This is a genomic window from Paraburkholderia translucens, assembly GCF_020881035.1.
Classification (GTDB): domain Bacteria; phylum Pseudomonadota; class Gammaproteobacteria; order Burkholderiales; family Burkholderiaceae; genus Paraburkholderia; species Paraburkholderia translucens.
In genome coordinates this window covers 119,627-137,130 of the sequence record NZ_JAJITC010000014.1, presented here as the reverse complement: position 1 = coordinate 137,130, position 17,504 = coordinate 119,627, and the positions used below count along the sequence as shown (strand labels likewise).

General features: G+C 63.6%; 15 protein-coding genes. All 15 read left to right on the top strand.

What is annotated here, in order from left to right; translation table 11 throughout:
* Positions 1 to 54 precede the first annotated feature (54 nt).
* The 15 genes from LJ655_RS23380 (at position 55) to LJ655_RS23310 (ending at position 17,452) form a co-directional block, all read left to right on the top strand.
* Positions 55 to 1,176 carry a helix-turn-helix domain-containing protein gene (locus LJ655_RS23380; RefSeq protein ID WP_230563586.1) on the top strand — a complete coding sequence of 374 codons (1,122 nt, stop codon included), beginning with the start codon at positions 55 to 57 and terminating at the stop codon, positions 1,174 to 1,176.
* Positions 1,177 to 1,261: 85 nt separating this feature from the next.
* Positions 1,262 to 2,578, top strand: a complete 1,317-nt coding sequence (gene ispG, locus LJ655_RS23375) for a flavodoxin-dependent (E)-4-hydroxy-3-methylbut-2-enyl-diphosphate synthase (RefSeq protein WP_230563585.1) — start codon at positions 1,262 to 1,264, stop codon at positions 2,576 to 2,578.
* 21 nt (positions 2,579 to 2,599) lie between these two features.
* Positions 2,600 to 3,940, top strand: coding sequence for a histidine--tRNA ligase (gene hisS / locus LJ655_RS23370; protein ID WP_230563584.1), 1,341 nt, complete (start codon positions 2,600 to 2,602; stop codon positions 3,938 to 3,940).
* Between the two features lie 66 nt (positions 3,941 to 4,006).
* Entirely contained in the window at positions 4,007 to 4,636 is a 630-nt protein-coding gene (locus tag LJ655_RS23365; protein ID WP_230563583.1) for a YfgM family protein, read from the top strand.
* A 78-nt stretch (positions 4,637 to 4,714) separates the two neighbouring features.
* Positions 4,715 to 5,860 (top strand): outer membrane protein assembly factor BamB, encoded by a 1,146-nt coding sequence (bamB, locus tag LJ655_RS23360; protein WP_230563582.1) that lies wholly within the window; start codon positions 4,715 to 4,717, stop codon positions 5,858 to 5,860.
* 467 nt (positions 5,861 to 6,327) lie between these two features.
* Positions 6,328 to 7,665, top strand: coding sequence for a ribosome biogenesis GTPase Der (gene der, locus LJ655_RS23355; RefSeq protein ID WP_230563581.1), 1,338 nt, complete (start codon positions 6,328 to 6,330; stop codon positions 7,663 to 7,665).
* A 164-nt stretch (positions 7,666 to 7,829) separates the two neighbouring features.
* On the top strand, positions 7,830 to 8,066 hold the full coding sequence (hfq, locus tag LJ655_RS23350) for an RNA chaperone Hfq (protein ID WP_006051315.1): 237 nt from the start codon (positions 7,830 to 7,832) through the stop codon (positions 8,064 to 8,066).
* Between the two features lie 57 nt (positions 8,067 to 8,123).
* Positions 8,124 to 9,311, top strand: coding sequence for a GTPase HflX (gene hflX, locus LJ655_RS23345; protein WP_230563580.1), 1,188 nt, complete (start codon positions 8,124 to 8,126; stop codon positions 9,309 to 9,311).
* Between the two features lie 49 nt (positions 9,312 to 9,360).
* Positions 9,361 to 10,752, top strand: coding sequence for an FtsH protease activity modulator HflK (gene hflK, locus LJ655_RS23340; RefSeq protein WP_230563579.1), 1,392 nt, complete (start codon positions 9,361 to 9,363; stop codon positions 10,750 to 10,752).
* Positions 10,753 to 10,767: 15 nt separating this feature from the next.
* Positions 10,768 to 11,673 (top strand): protease modulator HflC, encoded by a 906-nt coding sequence (gene hflC / locus LJ655_RS23335; RefSeq protein ID WP_230563578.1) that lies wholly within the window; start codon positions 10,768 to 10,770, stop codon positions 11,671 to 11,673.
* A gap of 43 nt (positions 11,674 to 11,716) precedes the next feature.
* On the top strand, positions 11,717 to 11,908 hold the full coding sequence (locus LJ655_RS23330) for a DUF2065 domain-containing protein (protein ID WP_230563577.1): 192 nt from the start codon (positions 11,717 to 11,719) through the stop codon (positions 11,906 to 11,908).
* Positions 11,909 to 12,124: 216 nt separating this feature from the next.
* Positions 12,125 to 13,276, top strand: coding sequence for an ATP phosphoribosyltransferase regulatory subunit (locus LJ655_RS23325; RefSeq protein ID WP_230563576.1), 1,152 nt, complete (start codon positions 12,125 to 12,127; stop codon positions 13,274 to 13,276).
* Positions 13,277 to 13,394: 118 nt separating this feature from the next.
* Positions 13,395 to 14,741 (top strand): adenylosuccinate synthase, encoded by a 1,347-nt coding sequence (locus LJ655_RS23320; RefSeq protein WP_230563575.1) that lies wholly within the window; start codon positions 13,395 to 13,397, stop codon positions 14,739 to 14,741.
* A gap of 18 nt (positions 14,742 to 14,759) precedes the next feature.
* A complete protein-coding gene (locus tag LJ655_RS23315) occupies positions 14,760 to 15,332 on the top strand; it encodes a phosphoribosyltransferase (RefSeq protein ID WP_230563574.1) in 573 nt (190 codons plus the stop codon).
* A 233-nt stretch (positions 15,333 to 15,565) separates the two neighbouring features.
* Positions 15,566 to 17,452 carry a potassium transporter Kup gene (locus LJ655_RS23310; RefSeq protein ID WP_230563573.1) on the top strand — a complete coding sequence of 629 codons (1,887 nt, stop codon included), beginning with the start codon at positions 15,566 to 15,568 and terminating at the stop codon, positions 17,450 to 17,452.
* Positions 17,453 to 17,504: the final 52 nt, after the last annotated feature.

Sequence of the window (17,504 nt, the reverse complement as noted above, 5' to 3'; positions counted from 1 at the left end):
GGCTTGAGCCCGTCCGGTCGCACGATTAAAAGAATCGACGGGAAAGGATTTGGGATGAGTGAGCCGCAGCACCCGCAGCCGCATCAGACAGACAGGAACGACGGCCATCCGGCACCCGTTGCTCGGGCGGTGGTCCAGCCCGTTGTGCAGCCGGCCCTCGATTCGTTGGCGGCAGTTGGTGCGCGTTTGGCCCAGTTGCGCGAGTCGAAGGGCTGGACGATCGAAGACGTGTCGGCGCGGCTGAAGGTCTCGGTCGTCAAGCTGAGCGCGCTCGAGGCCGGTGACATCAGCCATCTGCCCGACACGACTTTCGCACTCGGCGTCGTGCGCAGCTACGCGAAAATGCTCGGTGCCGATCCGGCACCTTTTACCGCGGCGCTGCGTCGCGAGAAGGGAGTGCCGGCACCGAATCTGTCGATGCCGGCGTCATCCGGCAAGGATCTACCGCGTGGCAAGGTTTCGCTGTCGCTCGGCGACAGCGGGCATAAGAGCCGCTCGTGGCTGTGGGGCATTGCGGCGGTCATCGTCGCGGTCATTGCGCTCAGCATGTGGCGCACCAACGTCGGCGATTCGTCTGCATGGCTTGCGCGCCTGAAGGCAAGCGCAAATAGTTCGACGAGCCGCGACACGGCGGCATCGGGCGCGGTCGCGCAAGGTCCGACGACACCGGCACCAGGCGGGGCGTCGGCACCGGAAGCCGCAGCCACGGCTGACAATGCGGCGAACGCGGAAAATGAAGCTTCCTCATCAGTAACGCCGATGCCCGCGCCGCCTGCCGCTGGTTCCGCGCCGGCGGCGAATACGGCAGCAACGCCGCCTGCGGCACCGAAGGCCGGCTCGCAAGCTCGTGCTCAGGCCGCTACGGCAAGCGCGAGCGCGCCGGAAGCGGTGGCGAACGCGTCGGCACCGACGCTCACGCCGGCGTCCGGCGAGGCGATCGTTGCGCTGCGCGTGACGCAGGACAGCTGGTTCAGCGTGCGTGACAAGGACGGCAAGGAACTGTTCTCCGGCCTCGTGCATGCAGGCGACACGAAGGAAGTGACGGGCGTTGCGCCGTTCAAGGTCACTGTCGGCAACAAGGCCGGTCTCGAGTCGGTGACGCTCGACGGCCAGCCGGTCGATCCGTCGAAATATGCGGCAGTCAAGGGCAACGTGGCGCGCTTTGCACTGCCTTGACAGATACGGTACGCGCCGCGGCCAATCGGTCCGCGGCGCTTTTTCAATTCAGGCGCCGCGTTTTTGCATAGCGCGTGCGGCGTAAATGGGTTTTTCGATGCAAACCGAAGCTCAATCCCAATCCTGTAGCAAGATCGTTTCAGACGAGCCGGTGTTTGGCGGTTCCGCGATGCGGCGCAAGTCGCATGCGGTCAACGTCCGCTGGGGCGGCCAGTTAGTGACCATCGGCGGCGATGCGCCAGTGCGCGTGCAGTCGATGACGAACACCGACACCGCTGACGCGATCGGCACCGCGATCCAGATCAAGGAACTCGCGCAAGCCGGTTCGGAACTGGTGCGTATCACAGTGAATACGCCGGAAGCGGCGGCTGCCGTGCCGGCGATCCGCGAGCAGCTCGACCGCATGGGCGTGACGGTGCCGCTCGTCGGCGATTTCCATTACAACGGTCACCTGTTGCTGCGCGACTATCCGGGCTGCGCGGAATCGCTGTCGAAGTACCGGATCAATCCTGGCAATGTCGGGCACGGCGCGAAGCGCGACACGCAGTTCGCGCAGATGATCGAGACAGCGGTCAAATACGACAAGCCGGTGCGCATTGGCGTGAACTGGGGCAGTCTCGACCAGGACCTGCTCGCGAAGATGATGGACGAGAACGCGTTGCGCGCCACGCCATGGGAAGCGCAAAGCGTGATGTATGAAGCGCTCATCCAGTCGGCGATCGGCTCGGCGCAACGCGCGGTCGAACTGGGCCTCGGGCGCGACCAGATCATTCTGTCGTGCAAGGTCAGCGGCGTGCAGGATCTGATCGCCGTGTACCGCGAACTCGCGCGCCGTTGCGATTTTGCGCTGCATCTTGGCCTCACCGAAGCGGGCATGGGCTCGAAGGGCATCGTCGCGTCGACGGCGGCCCTGTCGGTGCTGCTGCAGCAGGGCATCGGCGACACGATCCGTATTTCGCTGACGCCCGAACCGGGGGCATCGCGCACTGGCGAAGTGATCGTCGGCCAGGAGATTCTTCAAACGATGGGCCTGCGCTCGTTCACGCCGATGGTGATCGCGTGCCCCGGCTGCGGCCGCACCACGAGCACGCTGTTCCAGGAACTCGCTTCGCAGATCCAGACCTATCTGCGGCAGCAGATGCCGGTGTGGCGCGACCAGTATCCCGGCGTCGAGCAGATGCATGTCGCGGTGATGGGCTGCATCGTCAATGGCCCGGGCGAGTCGAAGCAGGCGAATATTGGTATCAGCCTGCCGGGCTCAGGCGAGAACCCGGCCGCGCCGGTGTTCATCGACGGCGAGAAGGTCAAGACGCTGCGCGGCGAGAACATTGCCCAAGAATTCCAGCAAATCGTGAGCGACTATGTCGAGCGCCGCTACGGCCGCGCCGACGCGCTCAACTAAATACCGGCTATCGAAACACAGATGACTGAACAGAAGAAAAAGCTCGAGAAGCTCTCCGGCGTGAAGGGCATGAACGACATCCTTCCGCAGGAAGCCGGGCTTTGGGAGTTTTTCGAAACCACCGTCAAATCGATGCTGCGTTCGTACGGGTACCAGAATATCCGCACGCCGATCGTCGAGCATACGCAGCTTTTCACGCGCGGTATCGGCGAAGTGACCGACATCGTCGAAAAAGAGATGTACAGCTTCACCGACGCATTGAATGGTGAAAATCTGACCATGCGCCCGGAAAACACGGCGGCGGTGGTGCGCGCGTCGATCGAGCACAACATGTTGTACGACGGGCCGAAGCGCCTGTGGTACATCGGTCCGATGTTTCGCCACGAGCGTCCGCAACGCGGCCGTTATCGCCAGTTCCATCAGGTCGGTGTCGAGGCGCTCGGTTTCGCGGGTCCGGATGCGGACGCGGAAATCATCATGATGTGCCAGCGCCTGTGGGACGACCTCGGCCTGACCGGTATCAAGCTCGAAATCAACTCGCTGGGCCTCGCTGAGGAGCGCGCCGCACACCGCGTCGAACTGATCGCGTACCTCGAAAAGCACATGGACGTACTCGACGAAGACGCGAAGCGCCGTCTGTACACCAACCCGCTGCGCGTGCTCGACACGAAGAACCCCGCGTTGCAGGAAATCGCCCAGAACGCACCGAAGCTGATCGATTTTCTCGGCGAAGAATCGCGCGCGCACTTCGAGGGCCTGCAGCGTCTGCTGAAGGCGAACAATCTACCGTTCACGATCAACCCGCGTCTCGTGCGCGGTCTCGATTACTACAATCTGACCGTGTTCGAGTGGGTGACCGACAAGCTCGGCGCCCAAGGCACCGTCGCGGCGGGCGGGCGCTATGATCCGCTGATCGAGCAGCTCGGCGGCAAGCCGACTGCCGCGTGCGGCTGGGCGATGGGCATCGAGCGGATTCTCGAACTCCTGAAGGAAGAACAGCTCGTGCCTGAAGACGAAGGCTGCGACGTGTATGTGGTTCATCAGGGCGACGCCGCGCGCGAGCAGGCGTTCATCATCGCCGAGCGTCTGCGCGACACGGGCCTCGACGTGATCCTGCATTGCAGCGCGGACGGCCAGTCGGCGAGCTTCAAGTCGCAGATGAAGCGTGCCGACGGGAGCGGCGCCGCATTTGCGGTCGTGCTCGGCGAAGATGAGCTTGCCAATGGCACGGTCGGCGTGAAACCGCTGCGCGCTACGCAAGCCAACGGCGGTAAGAACGAGCAACGGAACGTGCCCGCCGAAGACTTGACCGAATTTCTAATCAATGCGATGGTTGCATCCGCCGAAGACGGCGACCACTGATCGCGATGTCGTCGAGCCGGCTGGCTCGACACGCACACGTAGCAAGAAAGAGGAAATCGCCGGGCAATGAGTTACCACGACGAACAAGAATCGATTGAAAGTCTGAAGGCATGGTGGAAGCAGTGGGGCAATGCAACCACATGGATCGTGCTGGTGGTGTTGTTGGCAGGCGCGAGCTGGAATGGCTGGAATTTCTGGCAGCGTCGTCAGGCCGCGCAAGCCGCGGTGCTGTATGACCAGGTTCAGCAGGCTACGGCAACCGGCGACAAGGCGCAGATCGCGCGCGTCGCCGCCGACATGGAAGACAGGTTCGGGCGCACCGCCTACGCCCAGATGACCGCGCTCGGCGCCGCCAAGGCGCTCTACGCCGCTGGCGACGAAGCCGGCGCAAAAGCGCAACTGCAGTGGACGATCGATCATGCGAAGGACGACGAGTTCAAGCAGATCGCGAAACTGCGCATGGCGTCGCTGCTGCTCGACGACAAGGCCTACGACCAGGGCCTCGCGCTGCTGGCCGAGCCGCAATCCGATGCCTTCAAGGGCGTCGTGGCAGACCGCCGCGGCGACCTGCTCGCCGCCCAGGGCAAGCGTGACGAAGCCCGCGCGGCCTACAAGCTCGCGCTCGACTCGCTGTCGAAGAGCGACACCTCGGCGCGCCAGTTGATCCAGTTCAAGCTGGATGCGCTTGGCGGCTGAACGTCCCGCGCGGCGCGCCGCGAGCCACAACCGCAAGACGGTCCCCTTTAATCCATTTCCTGAATGCTTCGTCCACCGATGAATCTGCTGAAACGTTATGCCGTGCCCGTTATTTGTGCGATGACCGTTCTCTCGCTGGCGGCTTGCTCATCCACAAAAGACGAGCGCCGTGTGCCGACGCCGCTCACCGAGTTCAAACCTGTGCTCGACGTGCAGCAGTCCTGGTCGGCTAGCGTCGGCAAGGCAGGCCGCTACATGTTCTCGCCGGTCGCGGTCGGCAATGCCGTGTACGCCGCCGCCGCGAACGGCACGGTTGCCAGGATCGACGCGCAAACCGGCAAGGACGTGTGGCGCATCAAGCTGCGTGACGACCTGTCGGCGGGTGTCGGCAGCGATGGCACGCTGACCGCGGTCGGCGGCCTGAAGGGCGATGTGTACGTGCTCGGGCCGGACGGCAAGCAACTGTGGACCGCGAAGGCGCCGGGCGAGATCATTTCGCCGCCGCTCGTTGGCAACGGCCTTGTGATCGTACGCACGATCGACGGTCAGATCGTCGCGTTCAACGCGCAAACCGGCGAGCAGAAGTGGAACTTCCGCAACCGCGCGGTGCCGCTGAACCTGCGCGTATCGTCGGGCATGACGTTCGCCGGCGATGCAGCCGTGTTGGCCGGCTTTCCGGGCGGCTCGTTCGCAGCAATCAACCTGCAGACAGGCGACACCTACTGGCAGACGCCGGTGTCGTATCCGAAGGGTGTGACCGAGGTCGAGCGTATCAATGACGTGACCGGCCCGCCCACGCTGGTCGGTTCGGAGACCTGCGCGGTAACGTTCCAGGGTCAGATTGGCTGTTTCGATGCGAACTCGGGCCGCGCGCTGTGGGGCAAGGCGTTCTCGAGCACAAGTGGGCTCGCGCAAGATGAGCGCAGCGTGGTCGCCGCCGACGACTGGTCCGTCGTATCCGCGTTCGACGTGAACAACGGCTCGTTGCTGTGGAAGAACGAAACGCTGAAAAACCGCGATCTGAGCGTGCCGATGCTGCTCGGTCGCGCTGCCGTGTTCGGCGACTACCAGGGCTTCGTGCATTTCCTGTCGACCGCCGACGGCACGCTCGTCGCGCGGGTGAAGACTGACGGTAGCGCGATTACCGCGGCGCCGGTGCTGGCCGGCGACACGCTGGTCGTGCAGACACGCGACGGCGGCCTGTTCGGCTATCGTCCGCGCTGATCGCAGCGCATGGTGTCTGGCGCGCAGGCCGGCTTTTGCTGGCCGCGCGCTTTTTGATTGCAGTCCGAGTCGGCCTTGACGTGCGACTCCCGCGCCGGTTTGCCGCGCTGTCCGTCGCATGATCGGGCAGACTCGATCGAAATGATCGCCGGATGGCCGGGTCCGGCAAGTCGTGTCGAGGTGCCGGCCGACATGCAAGGCGTCGCGTGCTCTTCGCGGCGGCTTTGCAGACCAAAGACGCGCCGGGGCAGAGCGGGTGAGCCGTCCAGCAGCCCGGTCTGAAGCAGACGGCCCCCGGCGGCGTCTGTCCAGCCCACTCCCGTCCGCCTGGATGCGCATATCGACCGCGTATCCGGAGCAGGCTGAATTCGTGATAATTTCGTCAAAACGCCGCCGCGTGGCGGCCGCCTGGCGTCGCCACGCGCGCGATCGGTTGAGATCCCGCGTTTCACCGTGAACAACATCAGATGAAACCCGTTATTGCCCTCGTCGGGCGCCCCAATGTGGGGAAATCCACGCTGTTCAACCGCCTCACGCGCTCGCGTGACGCGCTGGTTGCCGACCTGCCCGGTCTCACGCGCGATCGCCATTACGGCGAAGGACGCACCGGCGAGCGGCCGTATCTGGTCGTCGATACCGGCGGTTTCGAGCCGGTCGCGAAAGACGGCATCCTGCACGAGATGGCGCGCCAGACGCGCCAGGCGGTCGAGGAGTCGGACGTCGTCGTGTTCATCGTCGACGGCCGAAACGGTCTCGCTCCGCAGGACAAGTCGATCGCCGATTACCTGCGCAAGGTCGGCCGGCCGATCTTCCTCGTCGTCAACAAGGCGGAGGGGATGAAATACACCAACGTCGCGGCCGACTTCTACGAACTCGGTCTCGGCGATCCGCGCGCGATTTCGGCAGCGCACGGTGACGGCGTCACCGACATGATCAACGAGGCGCTCGAAGTCGCATATGCCGGTCAGCCGGAGGAGGGTGAGGAGGACAAGGAAGCGCGCGGTGTGAAGATCGCGATCGTCGGCAGGCCGAATGTCGGCAAGTCGACGCTGATCAATGCGCTGGTCGGGGAAGAGCGCGTGATCGCGTTCGACATGCCGGGCACCACGCGCGACTCGATCTACGTCGATTTCGAGCGCAACGGCAAGCCGTACACGCTCATCGACACCGCCGGCCTGCGTCGCCGCGGCAAGGTGTTCGAGGCGATCGAAAAATTTTCGGTCGTGAAGACCCTGCAGTCGATCTCAGATGCGAACGTGGTGATCCTGTTGCTCGACGCCCGCCAGGACATTTCGGATCAGGATGCGCACATCGCCGGCTTCGTCGTCGAGCAGGGGCGGGCGCTGGTGGTCGGCGTGAACAAATGGGACGGCCTCGATCCGCATGTGCGCGAGCGCACCAAAGCCGATCTCGAGCGCAAACTAAAATTCCTGGACTTCGCCAAATTCCATTTCATTTCCGCTGCGGAAAAAACTGGAATCGGGCCGCTGATGCGTTCGGTCGACGATGCATACGCGGCCGCGATGTCGAAGTTGCCGACGCCGAAGCTCACGCGCGCGCTGATCGAGGCAGTCGAGTTCCAGCAGCCGCGCCGTCGCGGTCCGGTGCGGCCGAAGCTTCGCTACGCGCACCAGGGCGGGCAGAATCCGCCGATCATCGTAATTCACGGCAATGCGCTCGACGCGATCACGGATACGTATAAGCGGTACCTCGAAAATCGCTTCAGGGAAACTTTCAAGCTGACGGGGACTCCATTGCGAATCGAGTTCAGATCGTCGACGAACCCTTACGCGGACAAAGGCTGAAACAGGCTGAAGCTGGTCCGAAACCCGCGTGTTTGTTGGGTTTGGCCGCGGGGCCCAGCCCCGCGCGGCGAAATGAAAATCAGCTATAGTGTAGCGGTTGGCGGCGGATCTCTTTTTCTTCGCCGTCAATTCAGTCAACCTGCAAAAAAGATACGGAGTTTGCTATGAGCAACAAAGGGCAATTGTTACAAGACCCGTTTTTGAACGCACTGCGAAAAGAGCATGTGCCGGTGTCGATCTACCTGGTCAACGGCATCAAGCTTCAAGGGAACATCGAATCGTTCGACCAGTACGTCGTGTTGCTCCGGAATACGGTCACCCAGATGGTCTACAAGCACGCCATTTCGACGGTCGTGCCCGCCCGCCCGGTGAATTTCCACCCGGATTCCGAACAGTCCTAACCCCCGTCGCGGCCGGCACAGCGTCGCCCGTCGGCGATCACTCCCGGCCGCCTCACTTTGATACCCTCCAATTTGATCAATGCAGCACTAGTTGGCATCGACTTCGGCAAGATCGATTTCGAAGCCAGTCTCGAAGAACTCAGCCTGCTCGCGCAAAGCGCGGGCGCGAACCCCTTAGTCACCCTCACTGGCCGCCGTTCCAGCCCCGACGCGAAGATGTTCGTGGGCAGCGGCAAGGCCGAAGAATTACGCCTCGCCTGCGAAGCGAACGACATCGAACTCGTGATCTTCAATCACGCTCTGGCACCAGCTCAGCAGCGCAATCTGGAGCGGGCGCTTAATCGGCGCGTGGTCGATCGCACCAGTCTCATCCTCGACATTTTCGCGCAGCGCGCGCGCAGCCACGAAGGCAAGCTGCAGGTCGAGCTTGCGCAGCTGCAATACCTGTCGACACGGCTGATTCGCGCATGGACCCACCTGGAACGTCAGAAGGGCGGTATCGGTTTGCGCGGTCCGGGTGAAACGCAGCTCGAAACCGACCGCCGGCTGATCGGCGAGCGCATCAAGGCGCTCAAGATCCGCCTGGACAAGCTGCGCCGCCAGCATGGCACGCAACGCCGCGCGCGTAACCGCAACCAGACGATGTCGGTGTCGCTCGTCGGGTATACGAACGCAGGCAAGTCGACGCTCTTCAACGCGCTGACCAAGGCGCAGGCGTATGCCGCCGACCAGCTGTTCGCAACGCTGGATACCACCTCGCGGCGCGTGTACCTCGGCGACGAGGCGGGACAGGTGGTGGTCTCCGATACCGTCGGTTTTATCCGCGAACTGCCGCACCAGCTCGTCGCCGCGTTTCGCGCGACGCTCGAGGAAACGATTCACGCGGACCTGCTGCTGCACGTCGTCGATGCATCGAGCGCGGTGCGGCTCGACCAGATCGATCAGGTCAACGAGGTGTTGCACGCGATCGGCGCGGACACGATCCGTCAGGTGCTGGTGTTCAACAAAATCGATGCGGTGCCAGAGCTGGCGGCCCGTGCCGACGCGGTCGAGCGGGACGAGTATGGTAATATTTCGCGCGTCTTTTTGAGCGCGCGCACCGGGCAGGGGCTGGATGCGTTGCGCGCTGCCATCGCTGAAATCGCTACTGCCGAACCGCTTTCCGAGATGCCGCTCGATGCGTCGGAAGTCGAACGCACGGCGCAACTGCGCGACGACCACAAGGTTCCAGAACTCGGGCACTGACCCGTTCCAATTGCACTGACCCGCTGTCTACTCTGGTGAACGAATACAGGTGAACGATTACAACGAGCGGAGTATCTGGCTGCGTATGCGCGCCTTGCTTTCACTGAACGACCCGCGTTGGGGTCGGGGCGACGGCAACGGCGACCGGCAACGGCCGAACGATCCGAAGCGTCCGGCGCGCGACGGTGAAGGTCCGCCCGACCTCGACGAAATGTGGCGCGATTTCAATCGCCGTCTGTCGCGTATTTTCGGGCGCAAGGGCGGCGGTGTCGGTGGCGGCCGACCCGACAATGGACGCGGCGCACGTATCGGCGTGGGTATCGTGATCGGCGTGCTGATCGCGATCTACCTCGGCAGCGGCGTGTTCGTCGTGCAGGATGGCCAGGCGGCCGTTGTGCTGCAGTTCGGCCAGTATCGCTATACCGCGGCGCAGGGCGTGCACTGGCGTTTGCCGTATCCGTTCGAGTCCCACGAGTTCGTCAACGTGGGGCAGATCCATCAGGTCGAGATCGGCCGCAGCAATGTGGTGCGTCTCGCCAACGTCAAGGATTCGTCGATGCTCACGCACGACGGCGACATCGTCGACGTCCGCTTTGCCGTGCAGTACCAGGTACGTACGCCCACCGACTTTCTGTTCCGCAGCGTCGATCCCGATCAGAGCGTGATGCACGCCGCGCAGGCGGCCGTGCGCGGCATCGTCGGTGCGCAAAGCACCAGCGATATCCTCGATCAGGATCACGAAACATTGCGTAAGCAGTTGATCGCGGCGATCCAGCAGTCGCTCGATCAGTTCCAGTCAGGTCTCGCCGTCACGGGCGTGACGATCCAGAGCGTGCAGGTGCCCGAGCAGGTGCAACCCGCGTTCGACGCCGCCGCGAAGGTGCGCGACGAAAACGAGCGCGCGAAGCGTGATGCGCAGGCTTACGCGGCTGACCTTCTGCCGCGTGCCAAGGCCGACGTCGCGCGTCAGCTCGAGGAAGCCAAAACCTACAGCGAGACCACGGTCGCGCAGGCGCAGGCTGAGGCCGAGCGCTTCAAGCAGGTCTACGCGCAATACGCCAAAGCGCCAGCTGTCGTGCGCTTCCGCCTGTACATGGAAACCATGCAGCAGATCTTCGCGAACGCGACCAAAGTATTCGTCGACGCGAAGAACGGCAACAACGTGCTGTATTTGCCGCTCGACAGGCTCGTCGAGCAGAACCGCGAGCGCCAGGCCGCAGCGGCCGGCGCTGGCGGTTCGGGCGTTGCTGGCGCGGGCGCGCCGCAAGCGGCGAGCGCGGCCGCGCCGGCGGCCGAAACCGGTGCCGCGGCGGGCTCCGCCGCCGAGGCGGCGTCCGCTCCCGCCGCTTCCGCGCCTGCGCCGGCGAGCCGGCCGAGCGCCGCGTCGCTGCGTTCGCGCGAAGCGTTCCGCAATCGCATGCGCGAAGACGACGTTCAATAAGGAGCGCACCAGAATATGAACCGAATCATTGCGCTCGTCGTCGCCGCCGTCGTCGTGCTGTTCGCGGCATCGTCGATGGTGTTCGTCGTCGACCAACGGCATATGGCCGTGCTGTCCGCGCGCGGCGACGCTGCGCCCACGCTGCTCGGCCCGGGATTGCACGTGAAGCTGCCGCCGCCGCTGCAAACGGTGACGCTCGTCGACAATCGCGTCCAGTCGCTCGACGCGCCTGACGAAGACCATTACGTCACGTCCGACAAAACCGATCTGCTGGTCAATCCGGTGATCAAGTTCCGCGTGACTGATCCACTCAAATTGATCGCCGAGACGAAGGGTGACTTGCAGAGCCTGCCGGACCGGCTAGCGCTGCTGTCGCGCGGCGCGCTCGGTGACGCGTTCGGCAGGTTCACGTTGTCCGACGCGCTTGCCAAACAGCAGGCGGTCGCGCAAGAGGCGCGCGGAGCGATGGACAAGGGCGCTGCGTCGCTCGGCGTGTCGGTGGTGGACGTGCAGCTCACGCGGATCGATTTTCCGGCGGCGGTGGCCGATTCGGTATTCAAGCGAATGATCGCCGCGCGCGAGCAGGCTGCGGCCGACGAGCGCGCGAAGGGCGCTGCCGAGGCCAACCAGATCCGCGCGGACGCGCTTGCGCAGCAGCAGGCGGTGCTTGCAGAAGGGCTCGCGCAGGCACAGGGCATTCGCGGCGAAGGCGATGCGAAGGCCGCGGAGATCGCGGCTGAAGCGTTCGGCAAGGACCCGCAGTTCTACCAGTTCTATCAAAGCATGCAGGCGTACCGGAAGACCTTCAAGCCGGGCGATCTGATCGTGGTCGACTCCAGCAGCGAGTTCTTCCGCTTCATGCGTAGCCCGACCGGCGGCGCCGCCCCGGACGCTTCCGCGCCCGCTGCGCGCAAACGCTGATTACCGAAGGCCGCGGCATCCGCATCGCGGCCGCTTCACTCGCATGGACATAGCTGGTTCGTTACTGCTTTCGATCGCATTGATGCTGATTATCGAGGGGATGTTTCCCTTCGTTTTTCCGAGCGCGTGGCGCGACACGTTCCGTAAAATAGCGGAGCGGCCACCGCATCACATTCGCGTCGGCGGGCTCATCGTGATGTTGCTGGGGCTGATTCTGCTGTTCATCGCGACCTGAAGCGGCCTGCCTTGTCTGACGAACGCCGCGTGCCGGCGCACCTCGCCGCCTGTTTCGGCCGCTCGAGCATGGCGCGACTATTGGGGCAAGGCGCCACGCGTTGCAAAACGCGTCGCGAGCGTTGATACCAACCGCCAGAATCAAGCCGCTGCACGCCATTCACACTCATTCATCGGCGCTTCAAGACGCCGAGTTCAACGCCGTAGGACTGTATCGATGTCGACCTGGTTGCTTCCCGAGAATATTGCCGACGTGCTGCCGTCGGAGGCCCGCAAGATCGAAGAATTGCGGCGTCATTTGCTGGACCGTTTCCGCTCGTACGGCTACGAGATGGTGATGCCGCCGCTGCTCGAATACCTCGAGTCGCTGCTGACGGGTGGCGGTCACGATCTGAATCTGCGTACCTTCAAGCTCGTCGATCAGCTGTCGGGCCGCACGCTCGGTCTGCGCGCTGATATCACGCCGCAGGTCGCGCGAATCGACGCGCATCTGCTGAACCGCCAGGGCGTCACGCGGCTTTGCTACGCGGGCAACGTCGCGCATACGCGACCGCGCGGCTTGCATGCGACGCGCGAGCAGATCCAGATCGGTGCGGAAATCTATGGCCACGCGGGCCTCGAAGCGGACCTCGAAATCCAGCAACTGATGCTCGACGCGCTGCGTCTCGCCGGGCTCGCGAAGGTGCGTCTCGACCTGTGTCACGCGGGCGTGCTGGCAGCGCTGATCGAAGCAGAGCCGGCCGCCGAGGAACTCGGCGAGACGCTCTACGACGCGCTTGCCGGCAAGGACGTGCCGCGCCTCGTCGAGATGACCGCGCAATTCTCGCCGGTGATTCGCGATGCGCTGCGTGCGCTGCCCACGCTGTACGGCGACGCCTCGGTACTCGAAGAGGCCCGCGCGCGTCTGCCGAATTCGCCGGCGATCGCCCGCGCGCTCGACGACCTCGCATTCCTCGCGAGCCAGGTCGACGGCGCCGAAGTGATGATCGACCTCGCCGATCTGCGCGGCTACGCCTATCACAGCGGCGTGATGTTCTCCGCTTACGTGGACGGCGTTCCGAACGCGGTCGCGCGTGGCGGCCGTTACGACCATGTCGGCCAGGCCTATGGCCGCGCGCGCGCGGCGACCGGCTTTTCGCTGGATCTGCGCGAAGTCGCGCGCATCTCGCCGATCGAAGCGCGCAGCAGCGCGATCCTCGCGCCGTGGCGGCACGACGAAGCGTTGCGCGTCGCAGTCGCGGCATTGCGCGATGGCGGTGAAGTCGTGATCCAGGCACTGCCTGGCCACAAGCACGATCTCGATGAATTCGCGTTCGACCGGGTGCTGGTCGAGCGCAATGGTGCGTGGGTAGTCGAACCGCGCGCTTGAGCCGCGCATCCCTCGCAATACTCAACATAACGTGCATACCGTTGAGCGGAAACGGAAAAATTCCGGAAGCTTCCGCGAACCTAGGTAAAATACGTTTTTAACCAGCTTACGAAACAACATGTCTGCCAGTGCAGTGAATGTGAACCCCGGACGCAACGTCGTCGTCGTGGGTACCCAATGGGGTGATGAGGGCAAGGGCAAGATCGTCGACTGGCTGACGGACCACGCTCAGGGCGTCGTTCGCTTCCAGGGCGGTCACAATGCCGGTCACACGCTTATCATCGGCGGCAAGAAAACCATCTTGCGTCTGATTCCGTCGGGCATCATGCATCCCGGCGTCGCGTGCTATATCGGCAATGGCGTCGTGTTGTCGCCGGAAGCGCTGTTCAAGGAAATCGGCGAACTCGAAGCCGCGGGCATCGACGTTCAGAAACGCCTGTTCATTTCCGAAGCCACCACGCTGATCCTTCCTTATCACATCGCCATCGACCAGGGCCGCGAAGCGCGCCGTGGCGCGAGCAAGATCGGCACGACCGGCCGCGGCATCGGCCCGGCCTACGAGGACAAGGTGGCGCGCCGCGGCCTGCGCGTGCAGGACCTGTTCGATGCGCAAGCCTTCGCCGAGCGTCTGCGCGAGAACCTCGACTATCACAATTTCGTGCTCACGCAATACCTGGGCGTCGCCGCTGTCGACTTCCAGCAAACGCTCGACACGATGCTGAGCTACGCCGACCGTCTGAAGCCGATGGTCGCCGACGTGTCGCGCCGTCTGTACGACGTCAATGCGAACGGCGGCAACCTGCTGTTCGAAGGCGCGCAGGGCACGCTGCTCGACATCGACCACGGCACCTATCCGTTCGTCACGTCGAGCAACTGCGTCGCGGGTGCCGCGACGGCAGGCGCGGGCGTCGGTCCGCAAAAGCTCAACTACATCCTCGGCATCACCAAGGCGTACTGCACGCGCGTCGGTTCGGGCCCGTTCCCGAGCGAGCTGTACGACGCGGACAACGCGTCGCGCCAGGATCCGATCGGCCTTGAACTCGCCACCGTCGGCAAGGAATTCGGCTCGGTCACCGGCCGTCCGCGCCGCACCGGCTGGCTCGACGCCGCCGCGCTGCGCCGCTCGATCCAGATCAACGGCGTGACGGGTTTGTGCATGACCAAGCTCGACGTGCTCGATGGTCTCGACGAAGTGAAGCTGTGCGCCGGCTACACGGTCGACGGCCAGAACGTCGACCTGCTGCCGCGCGGTGCGACCGAAGTCGCGCGCTGCGTGCCGGTCTACGAAACCTTCGCGGGCTGGAAGGAAAGCACGGTCGGCATCAAGGAGTGGGACAAGCTGCCCGCCAATGCGCGTGCGTATCTCACGCGCGTGCAGGAAGTTGCAGGCATTCCGATCGACATGGTCTCCACCGGTCCGGACCGCGACGAAACGATTCTGCTGCGTCATCCGTTCAAGGTCTGAGCGATGCAAGGTGTACCGATGATCGCGATGAAAGATCCACGTAATGACGACAAGAATCTGTGGGTCGGCTGGGACGAATATCACCGGCTGATCGAGATGCTCGCACTTGCCGTGCACGAATCGGGCTGGAAGTTCGACCAGATCCTGTGCCTCGCGCGCGGCGGTCTGCGCGTCGGTGACCAGCTCTCGCGCATCTACGACCTGCCGCTGGCGATTCTGGCAACGAGCTCGTATCGCGAGGCGGCCGGCACGCAGCAGGGCGAACTCGACATCGCGCAATACATCACGATGACGCGCGGCGAACTGCACGGCAACGTGCTGCTGGTCGACGACCTCGTCGATTCGGGAGTTACGCTCGCGCGCGTGCAGCAGCATCTGAAGGAACGCTATCCGGCCATCACCGCGGTGCGCTCGGCGGTGCTGTGGTACAAGGGCTGCTCGAAGGTGAAGCCCGATTACCACGTGCAGTATCTGCCGACCAACCCGTGGATTCATCAACCGTTCGAGGAGTGGGACACGGTGCGTCCGCATAACCTCGGCGCGTGGATCAAACGCGGTGTCGCACAGGCCGAGGAGTCGTCGGACAAGTAGCGCGAGGCCGTCTGCGTCATCGCGGTGTCGCAAAACGGAGCCCAATGGGCTCCGTTTTTTATGCGCGCGCTACGGCCGTCGCAACGCCAGAATCGCGGCAGACGCGTCCATACCGCAGTGCTACACTGCGCGGACATCCACGTGGCGTATCCACAACAGGGCGGGCGGTGCTGGATGGGCAGTTTAGAATAGCGGTCGTTTTTTCCCGCCCGGGAACGGATTTCCTCGCGTCCATGACAGATAACAATCACGTACACAAGCAGCCGTTGCCCTCCCTTGCGATTGCCGCGATCGGCGTGGTCTTCGGCGATATCGGCACGAGCCCGTTGTACTCGCTGAAGGAAGCGTTCAGTCCGTCGCACGGTATCCCGTTGACCGATCAATCGATTCTTGGCGTGATCTCGCTGCTGTTCTGGGCGATCGTGATCGTGGTCGGCATCAAGTACGTGCTGTTCGTGATGCGCGCCGACAACAACGGCGAGGGCGGCGTCCTCGCGCTGATGGCGCTGGCGATGCGCTCGTTCGATCAGAAGACGAAAGCGGCCGGCATTCTGATGATGCTCGGCATCTTCGGCGCCTGCATGTTTTACGGCGACGCGGTAATCACACCGGCGATCTCGGTGATTTCTGCGGTCGAAGGTCTTGAAGTTGCCGCGCCACACCTGTCGCATCTGGTGATTCCGCTGACCATCGTGATCCTGATCGCCCTGTTTTGGATCCAGCGGCACGGCACGGCCACGGTCGGCCGTCTGTTCGGACCGATCATGACGCTGTGGTTCCTCGTGCTTGCTGTGCTGGGTGTGTGGCACATCATGCAGTCGCCGAATGTCATCCGTGCGTTCAATCCGTACTACGCGTACACGTTCATGGCCGCGCACGTGTTGCAGGCCTACGTGGTGCTTGGTTCGGTGGTGCTGGTGCTGACCGGCGCCGAAGCGCTGTACGCGGACATGGGGCACTTCGGCGCGCAGCCAATCCGCGTGGCGTGGTACGTACTCGTGATGCCGTCGCTGGTGTTGAACTATTTCGGCCAGGGCGCGCTGCTCATGCGCGACGCGAAGGCGATCGAAAACCCCTTCTTCCTGCTCGCGCCGGACTGGGCGCTGCTTCCCCTCGTCGTGCTATCGACGGTGGCGACGGTGATCGCCTCGCAGGCAGTGATTTCGGGCGCGTACTCGCTGACGAGCCAGGCGATCCAACTCGGCTACGTGCCGCGCATGAAGGTCCTGCACACGTCGGAACTGGCGATCGGACAGATCTATGTGCCGGTCGTGAACTGGATGCTGCTGTTCATCATTCTGTGCATCGTGATCGCGTTCAAGAGCTCGGACAATCTCGCCGCCGCGTACGGTATCGCGGTGACGGCCACGATGGTGATCACGACCATCCTCGCCTGCGTCGTGATGGTGAAAGTGTGGAAGTGGAACAAGCTGCTCGTCGGGCTCATCATCGGCGTGTTCATGGTGGTCGACATGGGCTTTTTCGGCGCGAACCTGCTGAAAGTCGGAGAGGGCGGCTGGTTGCCGCTGTGCATCGGTGGCCTGCTGTTCTTCCTGTTGATGACGTGGTTCAAGGGCAGGATGATCGTGAAGGAGCGCACGGCCGCCGACGGTATTCCGCTCATGCCGTTCCTGCAAGGCCTACTCGCGCATCCGCCGCATCGCGTGTCGGGCACCGCTATCTATCTGACCGGCAGCGATTCGCTGGTGCCGGTGAGCTTGCTGCACAATCTGAAGCACAACAAGGTGCTGCACGAGCGCACGATTTTCCTGACCTTCATCACTCGCGACATTCCGTACGTGAACGACGCTGACCGCGTGAGTGTGAAGGACATGAACGGAGGTCTGTATCTGGTGAAGGCAGCCTATGGCTTTAACGAAACACCCGACGTGAAGGCGGTGCTTCTCGACGTCGGCCGCACGCACGATATGACCTTCGAGTTGATGGACACGTCGTTCTTCCTCGCGCGCGAGACGGTGGTGCCGACACAACTGCCGGGCATGTCGGTGTGGCGCGAGCGTGTGTTCGCGTGGATGCATCAGAACGCCGCGAAGCCGACCGACTTTTTCAGCATCCCGGCTAACCGGGTCGTGGAACTGGGGACGAAGATCGAGATCTGATTGCCCGCGCGTGACGTTCGGGAGCGCTAACAAAAAGCCCACGCATCGCGTG

Coding starts and splice junctions, on each gene's coding strand:
- hisS (WP_230563584.1), top strand. CDS start 2,600: ATGACTGAACAGAAGAAAAAGCTCGAGAAGCTCTCCGGCGTGAAGGGC.
- hfq (WP_006051315.1), top strand. CDS start 7,830: ATGAGCAACAAAGGGCAATTGTTACAAGACCCGTTTTTGAACGCACTG.
- bamB (WP_230563582.1), top strand. CDS start 4,715: ATGAATCTGCTGAAACGTTATGCCGTGCCCGTTATTTGTGCGATGACC.
- hflC (WP_230563578.1), top strand. CDS start 10,768: ATGAACCGAATCATTGCGCTCGTCGTCGCCGCCGTCGTCGTGCTGTTC.
- LJ655_RS23315 (WP_230563574.1), top strand. CDS start 14,760: ATGATCGCGATGAAAGATCCACGTAATGACGACAAGAATCTGTGGGTC.
- LJ655_RS23320 (WP_230563575.1), top strand. CDS start 13,395: ATGTCTGCCAGTGCAGTGAATGTGAACCCCGGACGCAACGTCGTCGTC.
- der (WP_230563581.1), top strand. CDS start 6,328: ATGAAACCCGTTATTGCCCTCGTCGGGCGCCCCAATGTGGGGAAATCC.
- ispG (WP_230563585.1), top strand. CDS start 1,262: ATGGGTTTTTCGATGCAAACCGAAGCTCAATCCCAATCCTGTAGCAAG.
- LJ655_RS23325 (WP_230563576.1), top strand. CDS start 12,125: ATGTCGACCTGGTTGCTTCCCGAGAATATTGCCGACGTGCTGCCGTCG.
- LJ655_RS23330 (WP_230563577.1), top strand. CDS start 11,717: ATGGACATAGCTGGTTCGTTACTGCTTTCGATCGCATTGATGCTGATT.
- LJ655_RS23365 (WP_230563583.1), top strand. CDS start 4,007: ATGAGTTACCACGACGAACAAGAATCGATTGAAAGTCTGAAGGCATGG.
- LJ655_RS23380 (WP_230563586.1), top strand. CDS start 55: ATGAGTGAGCCGCAGCACCCGCAGCCGCATCAGACAGACAGGAACGAC.
- LJ655_RS23310 (WP_230563573.1), top strand. CDS start 15,566: ATGACAGATAACAATCACGTACACAAGCAGCCGTTGCCCTCCCTTGCG.